This window comes from Neisseria sp. HMSC067G12, assembly GCF_001812725.1.
In the GTDB taxonomy this organism is placed as follows: Bacteria; Pseudomonadota; Gammaproteobacteria; order Burkholderiales; family Neisseriaceae; genus Neisseria; species Neisseria perflava.
The window spans coordinates 66,190-86,677 of sequence record NZ_KV810201.1 but is presented as its reverse complement, the minus strand read 5'-3'; the positions used below and the strand labels follow the sequence as shown (position 1 = coordinate 86,677).

General features: G+C 52.5%; 21 protein-coding genes and 1 tRNA gene. 12 read left to right on the top strand and 10 right to left on the bottom strand.

The window, feature by feature from the left end; translation table 11 throughout:
- Positions 1-30: 30 nt before the first annotated feature.
- The 3 genes from coaD to HMPREF2871_RS05360 all read right to left on the bottom strand — a co-directional run bounded on the left by coaD (position 31) and on the right by HMPREF2871_RS05360 (position 1,776).
- Positions 31-543 (bottom strand): pantetheine-phosphate adenylyltransferase, encoded by a 513-nt coding sequence (coaD, locus tag HMPREF2871_RS05370; RefSeq protein WP_049345008.1) that lies wholly within the window; start codon positions 541-543, stop codon positions 31-33.
- A 107-nt stretch (positions 544-650) separates the two neighbouring features.
- Positions 651-1,337 carry a Bax inhibitor-1 family protein gene (locus HMPREF2871_RS05365; RefSeq protein ID WP_049345009.1) on the bottom strand — a complete coding sequence of 229 codons (687 nt, stop codon included), beginning with the start codon at positions 1,335-1,337 and terminating at the stop codon, positions 651-653.
- A gap of 163 nt (positions 1,338-1,500) precedes the next feature.
- Positions 1,501-1,776, bottom strand: coding sequence for an oxidative damage protection protein (locus HMPREF2871_RS05360; RefSeq protein WP_003682648.1), 276 nt, complete (start codon positions 1,774-1,776; stop codon positions 1,501-1,503).
- A 128-nt stretch (positions 1,777-1,904) separates the two neighbouring features.
- Between HMPREF2871_RS05360 and glnE the strand changes: the two genes are divergently transcribed.
- Positions 1,905-4,589 carry a bifunctional [glutamate--ammonia ligase]-adenylyl-L-tyrosine phosphorylase/[glutamate--ammonia-ligase] adenylyltransferase gene (gene glnE / locus HMPREF2871_RS05355; RefSeq protein WP_049345010.1) on the top strand — a complete coding sequence of 895 codons (2,685 nt, stop codon included), beginning with the start codon at positions 1,905-1,907 and terminating at the stop codon, positions 4,587-4,589.
- A gap of 90 nt (positions 4,590-4,679) precedes the next feature.
- Entirely contained in the window at positions 4,680-5,192 is a 513-nt protein-coding gene (locus HMPREF2871_RS05350; RefSeq protein ID WP_049336662.1) for an SH3 domain-containing protein, read from the top strand.
- A gap of 110 nt (positions 5,193-5,302) precedes the next feature.
- On the opposite strand, the gene HMPREF2871_RS05345 is transcribed toward HMPREF2871_RS05350, so the two are convergent.
- A complete protein-coding gene (locus HMPREF2871_RS05345) occupies positions 5,303-5,524 on the bottom strand; it encodes a hypothetical protein (protein WP_049336663.1) in 222 nt (73 codons plus the stop codon).
- Between the two features lie 324 nt (positions 5,525-5,848).
- Here HMPREF2871_RS05345 and HMPREF2871_RS05340 point away from each other — a divergent pair, with 324 nt between their 5' ends.
- The 4 genes from HMPREF2871_RS05340 to HMPREF2871_RS05325 all read left to right on the top strand — a co-directional run bounded on the left by HMPREF2871_RS05340 (position 5,849) and on the right by HMPREF2871_RS05325 (position 10,553).
- Positions 5,849-6,943: an FAD-dependent oxidoreductase gene (locus tag HMPREF2871_RS05340; protein WP_049345011.1), complete on the top strand. Its 1,095-nt coding sequence runs from the start codon at positions 5,849-5,851 to the stop codon at positions 6,941-6,943.
- 168 nt (positions 6,944-7,111) lie between these two features.
- Entirely contained in the window at positions 7,112-9,175 is a 2,064-nt protein-coding gene (glyS, locus tag HMPREF2871_RS05335; RefSeq protein ID WP_049345012.1) for a glycine--tRNA ligase subunit beta, read from the top strand.
- 164 nt (positions 9,176-9,339) lie between these two features.
- Complete coding sequence (apbC, locus tag HMPREF2871_RS05330) at positions 9,340-10,419, top strand: iron-sulfur cluster carrier protein ApbC (protein ID WP_049345013.1); 1,080 nt, start codon at positions 9,340-9,342, stop codon at positions 10,417-10,419.
- A 58-nt stretch (positions 10,420-10,477) separates the two neighbouring features.
- A tRNA-Lys gene (locus tag HMPREF2871_RS05325) sits at positions 10,478-10,553 on the top strand.
- Positions 10,554-10,745: 192 nt separating this feature from the next.
- On the opposite strand, the gene HMPREF2871_RS05320 is transcribed toward HMPREF2871_RS05325, so the two are convergent.
- The 5 genes from HMPREF2871_RS05320 to HMPREF2871_RS05300 all read right to left on the bottom strand — a co-directional run bounded on the left by HMPREF2871_RS05320 (position 10,746) and on the right by HMPREF2871_RS05300 (position 15,685).
- Entirely contained in the window at positions 10,746-11,999 is a 1,254-nt protein-coding gene (locus tag HMPREF2871_RS05320) for an ABC transporter permease (protein ID WP_049335981.1), read from the bottom strand.
- Positions 11,996-12,910 (bottom strand): ABC transporter ATP-binding protein, encoded by a 915-nt coding sequence (locus HMPREF2871_RS05315; RefSeq protein WP_049335983.1) that lies wholly within the window; start codon positions 12,908-12,910, stop codon positions 11,996-11,998. The genes HMPREF2871_RS05320 and HMPREF2871_RS05315 overlap by 4 nt, the downstream gene beginning before the upstream one ends.
- Before the next feature lie 28 nt (positions 12,911-12,938).
- Positions 12,939-13,682 carry an SH3 domain-containing protein gene (locus tag HMPREF2871_RS05310; protein ID WP_049344556.1) on the bottom strand — a complete coding sequence of 248 codons (744 nt, stop codon included), beginning with the start codon at positions 13,680-13,682 and terminating at the stop codon, positions 12,939-12,941.
- Between the two features lie 82 nt (positions 13,683-13,764).
- Entirely contained in the window at positions 13,765-14,763 is a 999-nt protein-coding gene (locus tag HMPREF2871_RS05305) for a BtrH-related acyltransferase DarH (protein WP_049335977.1), read from the bottom strand.
- Positions 14,764-14,836: 73 nt separating this feature from the next.
- Entirely contained in the window at positions 14,837-15,685 is an 849-nt protein-coding gene (locus HMPREF2871_RS05300; protein WP_039861917.1) for an RnfABCDGE type electron transport complex subunit B, read from the bottom strand.
- Position 15,686: 1 nt separating this feature from the next.
- On the opposite strand from HMPREF2871_RS05300, the gene HMPREF2871_RS05295 reads away from it, so the two are divergent.
- Together HMPREF2871_RS05295 and HMPREF2871_RS05290 are read left to right on the top strand one after the other, a co-directional pair.
- Positions 15,687-15,866, top strand: coding sequence for a hypothetical protein (locus HMPREF2871_RS05295; RefSeq protein WP_004518937.1), 180 nt, complete (start codon positions 15,687-15,689; stop codon positions 15,864-15,866).
- A 6-nt stretch (positions 15,867-15,872) separates the two neighbouring features.
- Complete coding sequence (locus tag HMPREF2871_RS05290) at positions 15,873-16,340, top strand: YchJ family protein (protein WP_004518935.1); 468 nt, start codon at positions 15,873-15,875, stop codon at positions 16,338-16,340.
- 264 nt (positions 16,341-16,604) lie between these two features.
- On the opposite strand, the gene HMPREF2871_RS05285 is transcribed toward HMPREF2871_RS05290, so the two are convergent.
- The gene (locus HMPREF2871_RS05285; RefSeq protein WP_004518934.1) at positions 16,605-17,393 is read right to left on the bottom strand and encodes an inositol monophosphatase family protein; all 789 of its coding nucleotides are present in this window, start codon (positions 17,391-17,393) and stop codon (positions 16,605-16,607) included.
- Positions 17,394-17,573: 180 nt separating this feature from the next.
- On the opposite strand from HMPREF2871_RS05285, the gene HMPREF2871_RS05280 reads away from it, so the two are divergent.
- The 4 genes from HMPREF2871_RS05280 (at position 17,574) to HMPREF2871_RS05265 (ending at position 20,396) form a co-directional block, all read left to right on the top strand.
- Positions 17,574-18,299 (top strand): 16S rRNA (uracil(1498)-N(3))-methyltransferase, encoded by a 726-nt coding sequence (locus HMPREF2871_RS05280; RefSeq protein WP_004518933.1) that lies wholly within the window; start codon positions 17,574-17,576, stop codon positions 18,297-18,299.
- 83 nt (positions 18,300-18,382) lie between these two features.
- Positions 18,383-18,673, top strand: coding sequence for an acyl carrier protein (locus tag HMPREF2871_RS05275; protein ID WP_003748215.1), 291 nt, complete (start codon positions 18,383-18,385; stop codon positions 18,671-18,673).
- Positions 18,670-19,725 (top strand): beta-ketoacyl synthase N-terminal-like domain-containing protein, encoded by a 1,056-nt coding sequence (locus HMPREF2871_RS05270; protein WP_004518932.1) that lies wholly within the window; start codon positions 18,670-18,672, stop codon positions 19,723-19,725. The genes HMPREF2871_RS05275 and HMPREF2871_RS05270 overlap by 4 nt, the downstream gene beginning before the upstream one ends.
- The gene (locus HMPREF2871_RS05265; protein ID WP_004518931.1) at positions 19,707-20,396 is read left to right on the top strand and encodes a hypothetical protein; all 690 of its coding nucleotides are present in this window, start codon (positions 19,707-19,709) and stop codon (positions 20,394-20,396) included. The genes HMPREF2871_RS05270 and HMPREF2871_RS05265 overlap by 19 nt, the downstream gene beginning before the upstream one ends.
- Positions 20,397-20,488: the final 92 nt, after the last annotated feature.

The window sequence follows — 20,488 nt, the reverse complement described above, 5'->3', positions numbered from 1 at the left end:
GCCGTCTGAAATGTTCGGACGGCCTTTGTTTTATGTGTTTGTTTCGTGGTCTTGCAGGATTTTTTGATAGACGGGGTCGGGGAGGTAGCGGCCTATCATGTCGCGCCAGCCTTGTGGGCCGACCAGGCCTTTGACCATGGTGGAGGATACTTCGGCGATTTCGCGCGGCGGCATCAGGAAGACGGTGGAGATTTCGGGGGCGATGTCGCTGTTGATGTAGCGCATCGAGCGTTCGTATTCGTAGTCGGCGGCAGAACGGATGCCGCGGACGATGAAATTGGCTTTGGCTTCGCGGGCGTAATCGACTAAAAAGCGGTTTTCAAACACGCTGATGCGGACGTTGGGGAAGGGGTGGGTAATGGCATCGAGCATGGCGCGGCGTTCTTCTATGGTGTAGGTGCTGCGCTTTTCGGGATTAGTGCCGATGGCGACGATGAGTTCGTCAAAGAGGGATTGGGCTTCCTGTATCATCCACAGGTGGCCGAGGGTGGGAGGGTCGAAGCTGCCTGCGTACACGGCACGGCGCGGAGTGGTCGTGGTCATTTTGGGTTGGGAATGGGGTTTGTGTGGCGTTCAGGATAGGGGAGTTTGCCGGTGATGTCAAAAATCAAAAAGGCCGTCTGAAATTTCAGACGGCCTTTGCGGCTTGATCAGTCGTCACCGCTAAGAGAGATGAGGATTCTCAAGAGGCTGCTGAAAATGTTGTAGATGGAGATGAAGATGGTCAGCGCCGCGCTGATGTGGCTGTCTTCGCCGCCGTCGATAACGGCACGCACCTGCCACATAATCATCAGGGAACTGAAGACAACGAAGCCGGCCGCGATGGTCAGGCTCAGGGCAGGGATGTTGAGGAAGATGTTGGCCACAACGGCAATCATGAGCACGATCGCACCGGCGCCGAGGAAGCTGCCGAGTTTGTTCATGTTCATTGTGGTGCGGCGTGCCATAGCGGACATGGTGAAGAATACGCCGGCGGTCATGGCGGCGGCCGTACCGACGATTTGCGCGCCGTTGTTAATCGCCAGGGCGTATTGCAACATAGGGCTGATGGCAAGGCCCATGCCGAAAGTGAAGATCATCAACAGGGCTACGCCGACGTTGCTGTAACGGTTTTTCTCGATCAGGAAGGTCATGCCGTAGAAGAAGCCAAAGAAGGCAGCCAGGGCAATCCAAGATGAACCGAACATGGAGAAAATGTTAAAGCCTGTTTTGGCGGAAAAGAATGCGCCGGCAACGGCAGGAATGAAAGACAGGCCGAGCAGGCGGTAGGTTTTTTGCAGGACGGTATTTTTGGCAACCGAGCCTTGCGAGGTATAGTCGTAAACGTCGTTTTGCATGGCGTTTGCTCCAGTGTGGATTGAAATAAATGAAATTTGGATTCTAACAGAGAATCATGGGTTTGTATGATTTATCTGTTCTATTTGCCTAATATGCGGGGTAATCGGGAATTTTAAAGACCGTCTGAAAATCGGGTTTCAGACGGCCTTGGCTTTTCAATGCTTATTTAGGCTCTTGCGGAACGTAGCCTTGTACGGCATCTGCGCCGTCGCCGAAGAAGTATTGTTCCATCTGCTGGGCGAGGTATTCGCGTGCGCGCGGATCGGCAAGGCTTAGGCGGTTTTCGTTGATGAGCATGGTTTGGTGACGGGTCCAAGCCATCCATGCTTCTTGGGAAACGTTTTCAAAAATGCGTTTGCCCAATTCGTTGGGCAGCGGCGGAAATTTCATGCCTTCGGCTTCTTTGCCGAGTTTGACGCAGTGAACCATACGGGTCATGGCGGTTTCCTTATGTAGGGTTGCAAAGGTTGGTATTTTAGCCGATTGCACGGATAGGGGAAAGCGTGGGTTTCAGACGGCCTGAAACCTTGCTATGATGGTCTTTTCTGTTTATTCAGGCAAAGATTATGAACCGCCTCGATACTGCCCGCCGTTATTCCCTTTTTCTCGCCCGTAATCTTGATTCCGGCAAACTCAAGCCCGAAATTTTCCTGCCTATGCTGGACAAGGCGTTGACCGAAGCTGATTTTCAAGCTTTTGCCGATTGGGACAAAATCCGTGCGGAAGAAAACGAGGAAGAATTGGCGCGGCAGTTGCGCGAGTTGCGCCGTTATGTGGTGTCGCAGATTATCGTGCGCGATATCAACCGCATCAGCGATTTGAACGAAATTACTCGCACGATTACGCTGTTTGCCGATTTTGCCGTCAATACCGCGCTGGATTTCGCCTACGCTTATTATCAGGACATGTACGGCACGCCGATCGGGCGTTATACCAAATCGCCGCAGCATTTGAGCGTGGTGGCGATGGGCAAGGCGGGCGGCTATGAGTTGAACGTGTCTTCCGACATCGATTTGATTTTCGTCTACCCCGAATCGGGCGATACCGACGGCAGGCGCGAACGGAGCAATCAGGAATTTTTCACTAAAGTCGGGCAGAAACTGATTGCGCTGCTGAATGACATCACCGCCGACGGGCAGGTGTTCCGCGTTGATATGCGGCTGCGGCCGGACGGCGATTCGGGTGCTCTGGTATTGAGCGAAACCGCGCTGGAGCAATACCTGATTACGCAGGGGCGCGAATGGGAACGCTACGCATGGTGCAAAGGCCGCGTGGTTACGCCGTATCCGAACGACATCAAAGCACTGGTGCGCCCCTTTGTGTTCCGCAAATATCTGGATTACAGCGCGTATGAAGCAATGCGTACCCTGCACCGTCAAATCCGCAGCGAAGTCAGCAAAAAAGGCATGGCGGACAACATCAAACTCGGCGCGGGCGGCATCCGCGAAGTCGAATTTATTGCCCAGATTTTCCAAATGATACGCGGCGGCCAAATGCGCGCGCTGCAACTGAAAGGCACGCAGGAAACGCTGAAGAAGCTTGCCGAGCTGGGCATCATGCCGTCTGAAAACGTCGAAACCCTGCTGGCCGCCTACCGTTTCCTGCGCGACGTCGAACACCGCCTGCAATACTGGGACGACCAGCAAACCCAAACCCTGCCGACCTCGCCCGAACAACAACAGCTGCTCGCCGAAAGCATGGGTTTCGACAGCTATGCCGCTTTTTCAGACGGCCTCAATGTTCATCGGAACAAAGTCAATCAGTTGTTCAACGAAATTTTGAGCGAACCCGAAGAACAAACGCAAGACAACAGCGAATGGCAATGGGCATGGCAGGAAAAGCCCGACGAAGAAGAACGGCTAGGCCGTCTGAAAGAATATGGGTTTGATGCCGAAACCATCGCCGCAAGGCTCGACCAAATCCGGTACGGCCATAAATACCGCCACCTTTCCGCACACGCCCAGCCGCGTTTCGACGCCATTGTGCCGTTATTGGTACAGGCGGCGGCCGAGCAACCCAATCCGACCGATACATTAATGCGGCTGTTTGACTTCCTCGAAAACATCAGCCGCCGCTCCGCCTATCTCGCCTTCCTCAACGAACATCCGCAAACCTTGGCGCATCTGGCACAAATCATGAGCCAAAGCTCATGGGTGGCGTCGTATCTGAGCAAATACCCGATTCTGCTGGACGAACTTATCAGCGCGCAGCTTTTGGATACCGCGTTTGACTGGCCGGCACTTGCCGCCTCGCTTTCAAACGACCTCAAAGCCTGCGGCGGCGACACCGAAGCGCAAATGGACACACTGCGCCATTTCCAACACGCCCAAGTCTTCCGCCTCGCCGTTCAAGATCTTGCCGGATTGTGGACGGTAGAATCACTTTCCGACCAGCTCTCCGCACTTGCCGACACCATTCTTGCCGCCGCCCTGCCGTGCGCGTGGGCGGACATGCCCAAAAAACACCGCGAAACGCCGCAATTTGCCATCATCGGCTACGGCAAACTGGGCGGTAAAGAGCTCAGCTATTCCTCCGACCTCGACTTGGTCTATCTTTACGACGATCCGCATCCCGATGCAGGCGACGTGTACAGCCGCCTTGCCCGCCGCCTGACCAACTGGCTTTCCGCCGCCACCGGCGCAGGCAGCCTCTACGAAACCGACCTGCGCCTGCGCCCCAACGGCGACGCCGGTTTCCTTGCGCACAGCATCGCCGCCTTTGAAAAATACCAGCGTGAAAACGCATGGACATGGGAACACCAGTCCCTCACCCGCGCCCGCTTCATCTGCGGCACACCCGAAATTCAGACGGCCTTCGACCGCATCCGCACCGAAATCCTCACCGCCGAACGCGACCAAACTGCCTTGGCAGGCGAAATCATCGAAATGCGCGAAAAAATGTTCCCCACCCATCCGCCTGCCGACAGCAACGTCAAATACGCGCGCGGCGGCGTGGTCGACGTCGAATTTATCGTCCAATATCTGATACTTGCCCATGCCCGCCAGTATCCGCAACTCCTCGATAATTACGGCAACATTGCCTTGTTGAACATCGCTGCCGACTGCGGCCTCATCGACAAAACTCTCGCCGAACAAAGCCGCACCGCCTACCGCTTCTACCGCCAGCAGCAACACAACACCAAACTGCGAGATGCCAAAAAAACCGAAGTAACGGACGAATTGCTGACCCACTACGACAACGTGCGAAAACTATGGCGGGAAGTATTCGGGGTAGAAGTGAAATTCGGATAAGCAGGCGGGCGTATTCAGCGTCAAAGCCTGCACGGCAACATAATTTACCGCTACAACAAACTCACTCTAAACATATAAGGAAAACCAACCATGAAGAAAATAGCACTGTTTTTAACGGTTTTACTGTCGTCGGCCGCAGCCCAAGCCGCTGATTACTTTTTGCCTTATACCGAATGCGATGGCTCTGCAAACGTTCGTGCCGCTCCTGATACACGCAGCAAAATCATGACCGTACTGGATTATGAAAGCAAAAAACATAAAATACTCAGTAAACAGGGTAAATGGTTTCATATTCAATTAGACGGACACCGTACAGGCTACGTCCATCAGAGCCAAGGCTTTATCGTGCACAATTATGTTGTCGCCAGCCCTGACGAATCGGCAAACGTCCGTAACAACAGCTACCCCGAAGAACCGATCAGGCAAGGCGAAATCATCAAAACACTCCCAAACGGAACACGTGTACAGATCGCCCCAGCCTTCAGAAAAGGCGACTGGTTGTGGTACAGCAATCAGGGAGCTCACACAGAAAAAGACGAGTATGGTCATCATATTTCGATTCAGGGTTATATCCATAAAAGTCAACTTCGACGCGTGGAGTAATAAACAAGCAATTTATCCGATAAAGCATACTTTCGGACATAAAGTAGATACTGTTTTGCCGAAGATATAAAAAAGGCCGTCTGAACTTTTCAGACGGCCTTTTATGGTATTTATTCTTCTTCCTGTTCTGCTTCTACCTCTGCAGGTTTTTCAAGGAAATTGCCTGCCAACCACAGTAAAGCGCCACTACCTGTAATGCCTGCTTTAATCCATAGGGCGGTATCTTCGCCCCATTCGTAAATCCAGGCCAAGACTTTGGGGACGGCGTTCATATAATTCAAACCGAATGCCAATACGCCGAGGATAAATAAAGTACTGCCCAAGCTTTTCATCATTATTCCTTATAAAATCAAATGGGTGCATCAAAGCCAATCAGCAGGTGCAATGATGTTGAGTGAATGTAAATATGTCAAAAGATGGCATTATAGTAGGTTTTATGTAAGGAAGATATTTTTATAAAAGCTGATTGGCAGTCTGAGGCGATGGGTAACTGCTTGCAGAGGGAGGGATTCCGTCTGTTTGTTTATAAGTTATCGGCTTGATCTGGGCAATCATGATATGCAAAAACTTTTCTCATTTTCTGTCGATATTGTGATACAGCAAAACAAGTTCTAAAATATGCTGCTTATTTATATATTAAAAACAAGGAGAAACTGATGTCTAAGGTTGCGGTACTCGGTGGCGGTCTGTCGGGCCGTCTGATGGCGTTCCAGCTGGCAGAGCAGGGCATTTCGGTCGAGTTGTTTGAGAAAGGCGAACGCAACGGCGAACAAGCCGCCGCTTATGTTGCCGCGGCCATGTTAGCGCCGTCTGCCGAAGCGGTGGAGGCAACGCCCGAAGTCATCCGTTTGGGCAAACAAAGCATTGCGCTTTGGCGCGCTATTGTCGGTCGTCTGAATACGCCGGTGATGATGCAGGAAAACGGCAGCCTGATTGTCTGGCACACGCAGGACAAGCCGCTTTCCGCCGAGTTTGCCCGTCATTTGAAGCGCGGCGGCGTGGCGGAATATGAAACCATACGTTGGAACGCAGATGAAATCGCGGCAAACGAGCCGCAACTGGCAGGGCGGTTTTCAGACGGCCTGTATCTGCCGACAGAAGGGCAGTTGGACGGACGGCAGGTATTGAATGCGCTGGCCGATGCTTTGGAATCAATGAATGTAGCGTGTCATTGGTCATACGAACGTGAAGTCGAAGATTTGGCGGCGCAATACGATTGGGTCATCGACTGCCGCGGTTATGGTGCAAAGAGCGCGTGGAACACGCCGTCTGAAAGCGTTTTGCGCGGCGTTCGTGGCGAAGTGGCGCGCGTTTACGCCCCTGAAATCGAGCTGTCCCGCCCTGTGCGTCTGCTGCATCCGCGCTATCCTTTGTATATTGCGCCGAAGGAAAACCATATTTTTGTGATTGGTGCGACCCAAATCGAAAGCGAAAGCCAAGCACCGGCAAGCGTGCGTTCCGGTTTGGAACTTTTGTCCGCGCTGTATGCCGTGCATCCGGCATTTGGCGAGGCAAACCTTTTGGAACTGGCCACCGGCCTGCGCCCGACTTTAAACCACCACAATCCCGAAATCCGCTTCAACCGCGAACGCCGCCTGATTGAAGTCAACGGTCTGTTCCGCCACGGCTTTATGATTTCTCCGGCCGTTACCGGCGCGGCCGTGCGTTTGGCCGGTGCGCTGTTTGCCGGAAGCGACATTCCCGAATACGACGAAACCAGCGGTTTGCCGTATATCCGCGCTACGAATTGAAGCCTTTGCGGACGAAGTTACTTGGAAATCGGGCAAATTGTTTGTGAAAGACAGCCACAGGCTGTCTGAAAATGATAAAATCGCCGTCAATTCAATTAACCTTGCGTCTGAAAACCGCATGATGCCGTTTTCAGACGCCAAACCAATTTCCTATTTAACGATAAGCACATGACAACCCAAACCCTTTTAATCGAACTTCTCACTGAAGAGCTCCCGCCAAAAGCCCTCAATAATTTGGGCAACCATTTTGCCGCTTCCGTTGCCGAAGGCTTGGAAAAAGCGCAACTGATTGACGGCGCAGCCGAATACACTGCCTACGCTTCTCCGCGCCGTTTGGCCGTTCAAGTCAAAAACGTGAAAGCCGTTCAAGCCGACCAAAAAATCGTGAAAAAAGGCCCGGCCGTGGCGAATGCTATGAAAGACGGTGCGCCGACTAAGGCTTTGGAAGGTTTTGCGCGCGGTGCGGGTGCGAAAATCGAAGACCTGACCATCATCAACGACGGCAAGCAAGACGTGTACGCCTACGAGTACGTCCAAACCGGCAAACCGCTGGGCGAGCTCTTGGAAGACATCATCAATGCCGCAGTGAAAAAACTGCCGATTCCTAAAGTCATGCGTTGGGGCAGCAGCACATTTACCTTCGTGCGCCCTGTGCACAGCCTGATCGTGCTGCACGGCGGCGACATCGTAAACGTCAGCGTTTTGGGCCTGCAAAGCGGCAACAAAACATTGGGTCACCGCTTCCTTTCCAGCGGCGAAATCGCCATTGAAAATGCCGACAGCTACGCTGCACAAATGCGCGAGCAAGGCAAAGTGGAAGCCTCGTTTGCCGAACGCAAAGCCGCCATTCAGACGGCCTTGAACGAGCAGGCAGGCCGTCTGAACGCGACCGTTGCCGCCGATGAAGCATTGTTGGACGAAGTGACCGCATTGGTCGAATGGCCTGTGGTATTGGAAGCCGGTTTTGAAGAACACTTCCTCGCAGTGCCTCAAGAATGCTTGATTCTGACCATGCAGCAAAACCAAAAATACTTCCCGCTGCTCGATCAAAACGGCAAACTGATGAACCGCTTCCTGCTGGTGTCCAACCTGCAAACCGAAGATCCATCGCACATTATCCAAGGCAACGAACGCGTCTTGCGCGCGCGTTTGTCTGATGCCGAGTTCTTCTACAAACAAGACCAAAAGGCGACTTTGGAAAGCCGCCTGCCGAAATTGTCCAGCGTGGTTTACCACAACAAAATCGGTTCGCAAGCCGAGCGCATCGAGCGTCTGCAAAGCATTGCCGCCCATATCGCCAAAGCATTGGGCGAGGATGCCGCCGCAGCCGAGCGCGCCGCACGTTTGGCCAAAGCCGACTTGGTAACCGAAATGGTCGGCGAGTTCCCCGAACTGCAAGGCACCATGGGCAAATACTATGCTCGCTTGGACGGCGAAACAGAAGAAATCGCCGAAGCCATCGAGCAGCACTACCAACCGCGTTTTGCCGGCGACAACCTGCCGAACGGCAAAGTGGCAACCGCCGTTGCACTGGCCGACAAACTGGAAACCTTGGTCGGTATTTGGGGCATCGGCCTGATTCCGACCGGCGACAAAGACCCATATGCCCTGCGCCGCTCCGCATTGGGTATTTTGCGTATGCTGATGCAGTACGGTTTGGACGTAAACGAACTGATTCAGACGGCCTTCAACAGCTTCCCGCAAGGTTTGCTCAACGAGAAAACGCCGTCTGAAACCGCCGACTTCATGCAGGCGCGTTTGGCCGTGTTGCTGCAAAACGATTATCCGCAAGACATCGTTGCTGCCGTATTGGCGAAACAGCCGCGCCGTTTGGACGACGTAGTGGCCAAACTGCAGGCCGTTGCCGCGTTCAAACAGCTGCCCGAAGCCGCCGCACTGGCCGCAGCCAACAAACGTGTGCAAAACCTGCTGAAAAAAGCCGATGCCGAGTTGGGCGCGGTTAACGAAAGCCTGTTGCAACAAGACGAAGAAAAAGCCCTGTATGCTGCCGCGCAAGGTTTGCAGCCGAAAATTGCCGCCGCCGTTGCCGAAGGCAATTTCCAAACTGCTTTGTCCGAACTGGCTTCCGTCAAACCGCAGGTCGATGCCTTCTTCGACGGCGTGATGGTAATGGCCGAAGATGCCGCCGTGAAGCAAAACCGTTTGAACCTGCTGAACCGCTTGGCAGAACAAATGAACGCAGTTGCCGACATTGCGCTCTTGAGCGAATAAGGTCGCGTTTCATTTGACCCTTTTTTCAGGCTGCCCGATGTTTCAGGCAGCCTGAAGTTTTTCGGGCGTATCCCTTGCATGGCGTTCAAGGGTATAATTCAGCAGATTTGTCAGGCAGGCAAATCGCGCACATCAAACAATTTCCCACATTCAAGAGGCAGATTATGAATATTCCAGCCATCCGAACCGCACTCGATGCCGTGTTGATTCCCACCACAATACGCACTTTGGGCAGCGAAAAAGCCGTTTCGCTTCTGGAAGAGCATTCAGACGGCCTGCATATCGGCCTGAAATTCGCGTTCCCAGTTGCCCATATTGCCGTAGACATTGCTAACGCCCTCCAAGAAGCCGTCATTTCGCATACCGGCGATACCCACATTCACTTGAGTATCGATACCGAAATCGGTACGCATAAAGTTCAACCCGGCGTAGCAACCATCAAAGGCGTGAAAAACATTATCGCCGTTGCATCGGGCAAAGGCGGCGTCGGCAAATCAACGACCACAGCCAACCTTGCCACCGCAATGGCCAGAATGGGCGCGCGCGTCGGCGTACTCGATGCCGACCTGTACGGCCCAAGCCAGCCCACCATGCTCGGCGTACAAGACCGCAAACCCGATCAACAAAACAAAAAACTCATTCCCGTTGAAGCCGAAAGCGGCATTCAAGTGATGTCCATTGGTTTCCTGGTCGATACCGACCAAGCCATCGTTTGGCGTGGCCCGATGGTCAGCCAAGCCTTGCAACAGCTTATGTTCCAAAGCGAGTGGGACAATGTCGATTATCTCTTCATTGACCTGCCGCCCGGTACCGGCGATATCCAATTGACCCTGTCGCAAAAAATCCCCGTGACCGGCTCCGTTGTCGTCACCACGCCGCAAGACATCGCCCTGATTGATGCACGCAAAGCCGTGGATATGTTCAACAAAGTCAATATTCCGATTTTGGGTGTTTTGGAAAACATGTCTGTCCATATTTGCACCAACTGCGGCCATGCCGAAGCAATCTTCGGCGCAGAAGGCGGCAAAAACTTGGCAGAGCGTTTGAATGTACCGTTGCTCGGCCAGCTTCCGTTGAGCCTGCCTGTACGCGAAGCCATGGACAGCGGTACATCTTCGGCCTTGTTTGAAAACAACCAAACTATCGCCGACATCTACACCGAAGCCGCCTTCCAAATTGCACTGGCCATTGCCGATAAAGGCAAAGACTTCAGCAGCCGCTTCCCGAAAATCGTCGTCGAATAAAAAAGTTTAAAAAAGTGTTGACAGCTGCGTGCCCCATCTCTATAATGCACAGCTTATCGGGTCGTTAGCTCAGTCGGTAGAGCAGCGGACTTTTAATCCGTTGGTCGAGCGTTCGAATCGCTCACGACCCACCAAATATAAAAACCTGCTTTGAAAAAAGCAGGTTTTTTTACGTTTGGATTTTAGGATTTTGTTGAACATATTTTGTTATTGAAACAATTCATAGCATATCAAGCATCAGGCCGTCTGAAAGTATTTTCAGACGGCCTGGAGTTTTATAGGAATGGTTTTGAGAAATAAGTTTTCTACTTAGGGCAGACAAACGTTTAAAACCTTACCTGCGTCTGCAACTGCTTACGATAAACCAATACGGCAGCAGTCAATGTGGAAAAAGAGAACGCTGACAGTAGAAGCAGATAACGGCCGATTCCGTCCAGTCCGCTGCGGTTGAGCAGCAATTCTTGAAAAGCCTTCAAGCCCCAAGCCATCGGGGAAATCCAAGTGAGTTGCTGCATGGTTTCGGGCATGACGTGTGCAGGCACCATAATGCCGCCGATTGCCGCCATCAGGATAATGCCGCCGCCGCCGAGTACGACGGCGTGTTCGGTAGATTTGGCGCAGACGCTGATTAACAGCGCGTAGCCGAGTGCGGCGGCACTGACGGCAGCGGACAGCAACGCGTAGGGAACAAGGCTGCCATTGAGTATGAGGGCGGGCACGCCGATTTCAGGCAGCAGGTAGCGGCCGAGCAGCAGCATTCCGACAAACTGAAGCTGGTTAATCAGGAAATAGGGGACGAGCTTCGCCGCAATCAGGCCGAATGCGGAAGCACGGGCGAGGCGCAGGCGGGTGATGGTGTTGGTTTGGCGTTCCAGCGCCATGACGTTCGATAGCGGTATCATGATGAAAAACATACCGAAAATCAGCCATGCAGGAACGCTGTGCTGTACGGCGTTGGGTTTTTCCACCGTGCCGCTGCCTGCGCTCAGATAGTGTTCTTCCAGCATTTTTTTATCTAAAAAGCTGCGCACGGCGGCGAATTGTTCGTCGTTTTTTTCATCCACTTTTTTCTGAATGTCTTTGCGGATGGAACGAGGCAGTTTTTTATTGTCGATTTTGATGCCGTCGTTGTTGTCGAAATAAGCGTCCAGCCGCGTTTCAGTGTAGTGTTGCTGCAAAACGCCTTTGACAGCCGCCAGCCATGAAGGCTCGGTATCGGGCGGTACATAGATTTGCAGGGCTTTGTCGTCGGCGATTTTTCCGGAAGCGGAGTTCGGGTTGTGCAGCACCAGTTGGAAATGCTTGTCGTGCAGGCCGTTTTGCGCGTCGGTCAGTTTTTTAGACGGCATCAGTGTGACATGGATTTGCTCTTTTTCCAGCGCAGCGGCCAGCGCAGTATTGATACTATCGTTTGCTATGCCAACCAGCGCGATACGGCTGTCGGTGTGCGGATCTTGGTCGCGGCTCAGCGCCAACGACATAATCAGCATGAAGGCGATGGGCATCACAAACAACACTGCCAAACCGTGCAGGTCGCGGCAGAGCAGCTTGAGTTCTTTGAGGAGGGAGGAAATTGTCATTGTGGATTTTGCTTATCTGTTGCTGGCTCGTCTTTGCGCAGGAAATCAAGGTAAAACGTTTCCAGCGAACCGTGTCCCTGCTGGAAGTAGCGGATTTGCGCGCCGCTTTGTTGCAGGGCGGTGTAAACGGCGGCGGCATCGTGCGCTGTTTCCATCATGCCGCGGCTGTCCACTTGCTTTGCACCCAAAGCGGCCAGCGTTTGAGGCGGCAGCGGCGGTTCGACGGTAAAACGCACGACACCGGTTTGCGTGCTTAGAAGCTCGTCCAAACCGCCGTGGTACACAAGCTTGCCGTGTTGCAGCAGCGCGATTTTGTCGCAAAGCTGCTCGATTTCCGACAGATAGTGAGAGGTGTAAACCACCGTTACACCATGCCGTGTCAAATCTGCTACGCTGTCGAGGATAAAGCGGCGCGACTGCGGGTCGATGCCTACCGTGATTTCGTCGAGGAACACCAGTTGCGGCGTGTTAATCAGGCCGATAGCAAAATTCAGACGACGTTTAAGCCCGCCCGAAAGATGCTTCGCTGCTTTGTTTTTGTGGGCGGTCAGGTCGGTCTGTTCCAACAGTGCGTTCAGACGGCCTTTGTCGCGCACTTTGTAAAGCGAGGCGAAAAACAGCAGGTTGTCCCACACAGAAAGCTGCGGATAAAACGCAAAATCCTGCGGCACCAAACCGATTTTCTGCCGCTCGTTGCGGCTTAACAGGCGCAAAGGTTTGCCGTCAAACAAAATTTCGCCCTGCCGTACTTCCTGCAAGCCGGCCAAAAGCGACATCAGCGTCGTTTTCCCCGCACCGTTGTGGCCGAGCAGCCCCAGACATTCGCCGTCGGCAATATCGAACGACACATTGTCCAGCGCGGCAGTTTCGGCTTTGGGATAACGGTGGGAGAGGGATTGGATTTGAATCATGGTTTCAGACGACCTTTTCGAGCGATATTTATAGCGCAGCATTCCATAAATAGCGGCGCTGGAATTTGCCGTCCTTAAATATAAAGCAGACATCGAAACTACCGGCGCCCGAGCCTTGTCTGCTGAACAGATAAAGCGTCTTGTCGCTGCGGCGGTAATAGGCTTCCCAGCGGTCGTACACCTGGCTATCGCGTGCGGTGGCGGCAAAATCGGGCGAGAACAGTCCTTGCAGTTCGGCAGCGGGAACCGTTTGACCGTTTAGCGTGATACGTTCAAGCGCGAACACGCTTTTGTCAATGGTGTTGTCTGTGCCATAGAACGGTTTGCCTTGATAGAGACGCGCCGTGAAGTTGTCTTTGCTGATGCCCGAGAAGTCGCTGAGTTTTGGGTGGATGCGGCGGGCAACGATGTGTACCTTTTGTCCGCTACCGGACAAAGTCAGCGTATCGTCGCGACCGGATTGTTCGCGCAGTCGGACGAAGCTTTTATCGGAGGCGGGAAATATCAGACGGCTGTAATGGATGAAACCGTAGTCTTCTGCGGCAGGTTGTTGCAGCTGGGCAGTACAGAAACTCAGGCTGCCTTCGCCGCCATCACCCAAACATTTCAACGGTGTGCCGTTGGGAATTTTTGCCAAGATTTTGGCATTCAAATCGGGGCTTTCGCGTAAGTTGGTGTGTCCATCGGCATCATGAACCAAGGCAAAGCCGTCCGGCGGCGCGGCATGGGTTAAGGCGGAACACAATAATAAGAGTGTGGCTAAGTAACGCATTTTTATCTTTTCTTTTAGTTTTCAGACGGCCTGAGTGTCAAAATAATCCACGGTAGATTAATCGGGATCGAATAAATCCTGATTATTTCAATAATCCGCGCCACAATGCTTCTTCATTATCCGCAATTTTGCGCAGAAATTCGGCGATGTTGCGGCAGCCGTTTTCAGACGGCTTTTTGCACTGCTTCACGCACATTGCTGCGAATTGACGCCATTGGTCGCCGATGGCGGTCATTTGTTCTGAGGCCGTCTGAAATGCAGGTTCGTTGCAGATATGGGCGGCCTGTTCGAGGAAGTAGGCGTAGATGTAGCGGAAACCTGCGCCGCCGGTGCCGATTTCTTCCTGCATCCGTACCAAATGGCCGAGAAACAGTTTTTGGTATTTGTCGTTTTGTTTGGCAGGCAGGGATTCGATTTTTTTGGCCAGCGTGCGGATGCCTTTGACGCCGATGAAAAAGACTGGCGCGAGCATATGTTTGGCGTTTTTGCGTATGGCCTTGCGGATAATGGCGGGTAAGTCTGCCATGATTTTCTCAGACGGCCTGTTGTCTTCCAAGGTGTACATCATGCCTTTTGCCGCCAATACGCCTTTGGCAAAGCGCGCCCGTTGCAAATCTTCGGCGGCGCAGCGTTGTACGGTTTCAAATACGGGGTCGCTGATCAGGTAGTCGTTTCCGTCTTTGCCGTACACCAAGAGATTGTGTGCGTTGAAATGGAAACGCATTTGTGGCGGGAAGTAGGGCAGCCAAAAGACGGAGGTTTGCAAACCGGCCAATTTGCCTGAGGATAGCGCGGCATCCAACGCGGCTTGTCCGCTTTGTGCGTCGGAAAATTTGCGCACGGATAATTTCAGCCCCAATGCTTTGCAGGTATTTTTGATAATGCTGCGCGGCGCGGTACGGTAGGAAACCAGCGGCATGCCGTTTAATTTGATCAGCGGCATCCAGACAAATGTCAGCGCGTGGGAAATGCCGAAAATCATGGCTTCGTCTAAATTGTGGCCATGGTATTTGAGCAGGGTGGACATCACACCGCTTTCGCAATGGGCGGTATGCTGGTGTGGAAATTCTTGTATGGTCATAAAGTTATTGGTTTTCGTGCAATGTTTTCAGACGGCCTGAAGTTTTATAGGAATGGGTTTGTTGTTTTGGAAATCAGCGCGCTTCTTTGACCGCTTCCTGCGCGGCTTTGTAGCGGCGCAGAAATTCGATGGCGGCGGCTTTTTCGGCTTCGTTGCCGTATTTGGCATCACGTTGGGCGCGGCGCAGTTCGGCGCGTTCTTTGGCTTCTTCGATTTGGCGCGCTTTGAAGTCTTCGCGGTTGTCGGAGGAGACGAGTTTGTCCTGTTGTGATTGCGCTTTGGCCATGGCTTTGGCAATCAAATCCATGGGGTTGAATGCGGCGCTTGTTGCGGCTATTTGGGCTTGTGCCTGTGCGGCCTGTTTGGCTTTGACGGCGGCTTCACGTTGCGCCAGTAGGGCTTTGCGTTCGGCATCATCGCGCTGTTTGCGCGCGGTATGGCGTTCAAAACGGCTTTGCGCGTGTTCGGCGGCGGCGAAGCGCGGTTCGGCAGAGGTGCTGAAACGGCGTGCGGACGGCAGGAAGGGCTGCGATACGGGAACCATGTCGATGCAGTCGACGGGGCAGGGGGCAACGCACAAGCCGCAGCCGGTGCATTCGTCGCTGATGACGGTGTGCATTAGTTTGGACGCGCCCATAATGGCATCGACGGGACAGGCGCGGATGCAGGCGGTACAGCCGATGCAGACGGCCTCGTCAATCAGGGCTACGGCTTTGATTTGTGTTTTTGCCGGGGCGAGGTAGGGCTTGCCCAATAGGTCGGCAATGTCTTTCATGACGGTTTCCCCACCCGGCGCGCACAGGTTTACCGGCGCTTCTCCTGCCGACAGGGCGCGCGCATAGGGTAGGCAGCCTTCATAGCCGCACTCACGGCATTGGGTTTGCGGCAACAGGCGGCTGATGCTTTGGATGGGAATGGTCATCATGGATAGTCAAAATCGAAAAGGCGCATTATATCAGATTGTTGCGTTTGTTTTGGCGAAACCCGCTTTGCTTATTTTAGTGAAACTCTCTACACTCGTTTTAGCGAAACGCGCTACGCTCGTTTTCAGACGGCCTGAGTCGGGTTTGCGTTATAATTTTGAAATGGATTTATTCGGGTAATTAGGAATGACGGCTACACTTTGCCCCTGTCAGTCGGGGCGTGTTTATACGGAATGTTGCGCACCGTTTCATGCGCGTGAGGCGGCGGCCTCGACGGCGGAAGAGTTGATGCGTTCGCGTTACAGCGCGTATGTTTTGCAGGAAATCGACTATATCGTGGACACGACTGTCCCTGCGCAGCAGAATTTGTTGGACAAGCAGGATTTGGCGGCATGGAGTAGGCAGATGCAGTGGTCGGGATTGAAGGTTATCCGTCATGTGCCGTTTGGCAAGCTGCATGCTTTGGTCGAGTTTGAGGCGTATTTTGAAGAGAACGGGCAAACTGAGTGCCATCATGAATTGTCGGCATTTGTGAAAATAGACGGGCGTTGGTACTTTATTGAGCCGACCGTTGCGTTACCGACGATGAAACAGCCTTGTTTGTGCGGTTCGGGCAAAAAGTTTAAGGCGTGTTGCGGACAGTTTTTCAAATAGTAGTGTAAACAGGCCGTCTGAACGTTCAGACGGCCTAAGCTGTTTTTGCAGATAAAAAAAACCATTCATACTAAGGGAGAAGTATGAATGGCCAATACATTGCGGGAAAACGTCTTACTTGCTGCACCGCCCAAAAGGGATGAAAGAGCGGTGTTGTGTCAGCGATTGATATTCTACCGTTTTTAGTATTAAATGCTGTTAAGAAGTGAAATAATTTCAATAAGTTGCAAGATAATCGTGATATTTTGAAGATAAACGGTATTTTTACTGATTTTCTCGAATCCATTTCACCCATTGCTGAAACAGCTCGGGTTGCAATGCGGCGATGACGGAACGCTTAAATACATGTTCGCCGCTCCAAAAATCGTCGCCTTCCAAAGTGGTCAGGCAGCCGCCGGCTTCTTCAAAAATTAATGCACCGGCAGCGTAGTCCCACAGCTTTTGTCCGCCGTGGATGTAAATATCGTAGCGGCCGCTGGCAAGGTAGCACCAATCGAGCGTGCTGCTGCCCATACTGCGGATTGTGCCGAATGGGGCAAGGGTATTCATGCGGCTGGCGAGTTTGCCCGAACGCAGGTATTTGATTTCTACGCCGGCAATGGATTCGTTGAGTTTTTTGTTTTCCGAACGCAGCGGCAGCGGCGTGCCGTTGAGAAATGCGCCTTTGCCGCGTTCGGCATAGAAACATTCGCCGCTGACCGGATTGTAAATCACGCCCAATTCGGCATGGCCGTTTTTAACCAGCGCGACGGATACGGCAAAATGCGGCAAACCGTTGACGAAGTTGTTTGTGCCGTCGATAGGGTCGACAATCCATAGGCCGTCTGAATGTTCGTTCCACAAACGGGTTTGTTCCTGAAAGCTCATTTCCTCGCCCAACATCGGACAATCCTCCAATAAGGGAAGGGCGGCGGCAAAAGCGGTTTGTGCGGCCAAATCTGCTTCACTCAAAACCGATCCGTCTTCCTTGCGTCGTGACGGCGTGTTCAGAAAACGCGGCATGACTTCGGTTTGGGCGATGTGGCGGACGACTTTCTGTAAACGGTATAGCACGGCGTATCCTTGTTTTTTGCAGTTTTGCGCGACAGTGGATTAAAATTCGGGAAGTTTTCAAATTATAGTGGATGAAATCGAAAGCAGGCAGGAGTATGTCGCCGTGTTTCAACTTCATTCACGAAATTTTAAATTTAAATTATATACATTAAATTATATACATGAATAAAGCAGGAAACCATGCCCCGATTTTATGTTGATTTTGCCTTAAGCCCCGACAGCGTGGTCGAATTGCCCGATAATGTGGTGCGCCATCTGAATGTATTGCGCGTGAAAAACACGGAAGAAATCGTGTTGTTCAACGGCAATGGCAAGGCATATCCGGCTTTGCCAGAAGTTTTGGAAAAACGCCGAGCCAGCGTGCGGATTTTGCGTGAAGAGGCAACGGACAACGAATCGCCGCTGAACATTACATTGGTACAGGCGGTATCCGCCGCCGAGCGCATGGATTTCACTTTGCAGAAAAGCGTGGAATTGGGCGTGGCAGAAATTCGCCCGGTCATCAGCGAACGCTGTGTCGTCCGCTTGAGCGGCGAACGTGCTGAAAAGCGGGTAGCGCGTTGGCAGGAAATTGTTGTTTCGGCGTGTGAACAAAGCGGCCGCAATATTGTGCCGAAGGTTTTGCCGCTGACGACTTATGCACAGGCTCTGCAACAGTTGCCGCAGGAAACGACCAAACTGTTAATGAGTTTGAACCGCGCACAAAAACTGAGCGATGTTCAGCCGCAATCCGGCAAAGTCGTGTTTATGGTCGGCCCTGAAGGCGGCTGGACGGAGAAGGAAGAGCAGCAGGCATTTGATGCCGGTTTTCAATCCGTTACGCTCGGCAAACGGGTGTTGCGTACCGAAACCGCCTCACTTGCGGCCATTGCCGCCATGCAGACGCTTTGGGGCGATTTTGCATAAAGTTCAGGCCGTCTGAAAACGAGCGTAGCGAGTTTCGCTAAAACGAGCTGTTGCTTCATGAGATAAAAATGGGAGTTTAAAAAATGTCTTACACCTTTACACTGGCCGAGCACGAGCTGGAAGCGGAATTGAAAAAGTTAATCGTGCAAGAGGCCGATAAGGCCGACGATGTGGATATGGATGATTTCACCGACGATGCGCTTTTGTTTGGCGATGACAGTCCGGTCGGTTTGGATTCGCTTGATGCGCTGCAAATCAGCGTTGCTTTGCAACAGTATTTCCAAGTGCGCCTGCAGGGCGACCGTATGGTGCGCAAACATATGATGTGCGTACGCGATTTGGCGGCGTTTATCCGTGCGGAGCATGGTGCGTGAGTTGGGTTTTCGGTACGGCGGCCACTTCTGCCTTGAATCCGCAAACGGACTTCAGACGGCCTGATGCGGTGTCTTATACGTTTTTAAACCAGCCGCAGCAGGCTGCTTATTTTCGTGCATTTGCTAGCGACAGTTTGGGGCGGAAGGAATTGGCGGATATCGCCGAACAACATTTGCGCCTAGCTGCCGAAAATGCAGGCTGGCCATCTGAAAGTTGGCATGATGCGCCGGTGTTTATCGGGTCTAGTTCCTATTCCATCTCCGAATATGAAAACCGCCATTTTGTGGGCAATAGGGCGGAAGAAGAACACAATCTGCTTTATCTCGCCGAAGATTTGCGCCGGCGCAGCGGCAATCGGCAGATTTTCAGTTTCGCTACTGCCTGCACTTCATCCGCCCATGCGCTCATTCAGGCGGATAACTGCTTGCGCGGCGAGGCGGAGCGTGCCTTTGTGCTTGGGATTGAAAACCTCAACCGACTGACTTTGCTGCATTTTCACAGCTTGGGTTTGCTGACCGAACAGTATCAGCCTTTTGGCGGAAACGGTTTGATTTTAGGCGAAGGTGTTGCCGCGCTTGCCTTATCTTCCGCTGCTCCTGAATCTTCAGGCCGTCTGAAACTTATAGGACACGCTGCCAATACAGGCAATGACCTGATTCAAAGCGATGGCCAAGCGCAAGAGCAAGTGATGCGACGTGCGTTAGATATTGCAGGCATCGTTCCTGAAAGCATTGCGGCCGTTAAAACACACGGCATCGGCACGGCTGACAGCGATGCCGCCGAATTGGCCGCACTGGAAAATATATTCGGTACACTGCCGCCCTTGATGGCGTTCAAACCGCAAATCGGACACACGCTTGGCGCAACGGCAGCCCTTGAAACAGCCTTGCTTTTATCCGCTCTAAAACAAGGCGGAAGCAACGATTATCAGGGGTGGAAAATTCGTTTTTCCGAGTGCGCGGCTTCACAAAAAGGCGGCTTTTTCTGTTTGGCCAATCAGTTTGGTTTTGGCGGCAGCAACACATCTTTGGTATGGCAATGGCAACCGTAAATCCTAATATCCGTATTACCGCCGCCGTGCGTTTTGATACTGACGCCGGCACCGGCGGTAAAATCCTCAAACAAATCTTAAAGCAGCAAAGCGGTATAGATACTCGCCGCCTCAGCCGCTTGAGTTTGATTGCCGCGCTTGGTGCAGGGCAGCTAAAGGAACAAAGCGAAATCCGCCCTGATTGCGCCGTTTTTCTTGGTACGCCGTTTTCTTCGCCATCCGTGTTTGAAAAAATGGCAGACAATGTGCTGAACCATCACGCCGCGATGCCGTTTGACTTTATTGCCAACCTGCACAACTCCCCAGTCTTTCATGCCGCGCAAGCGTTAGGCACGCATGGTGCAACTTTGGTCGTTACTGCCGACAACAATGTAGATACCTGCTTTCATCCATTATCTCTGGCGATGCAGTCTTTGCAAAATGGCGGACAAGCTGCGGTTGGCTGGGCATATGAACATCAAGTAGCCCGAGCCGATACCCATGAAGGCAGTATTTGGATTGTGCTTGAAGCCGGTGCAGAGCAGGGTGTTCCCGTTGTGTTGAATGATGAAGTGATGCAGACTGATAGGTCGTCTGAAAAGCCGCAATATTATTGGCAAAATATCGCCGATTGGATAGAAGCAGTAATGGCGCACGAGGGTAGGGATGTGAAGAAATGTACTTTGGCGTGATCAGCAAATGATTTTAGAGAAAGTATTTGTCTGTTGAATAAATAAGGTCTGTACCATTAAAAAGGCCGTCTGAAAATGTTTTCAGACGGCCT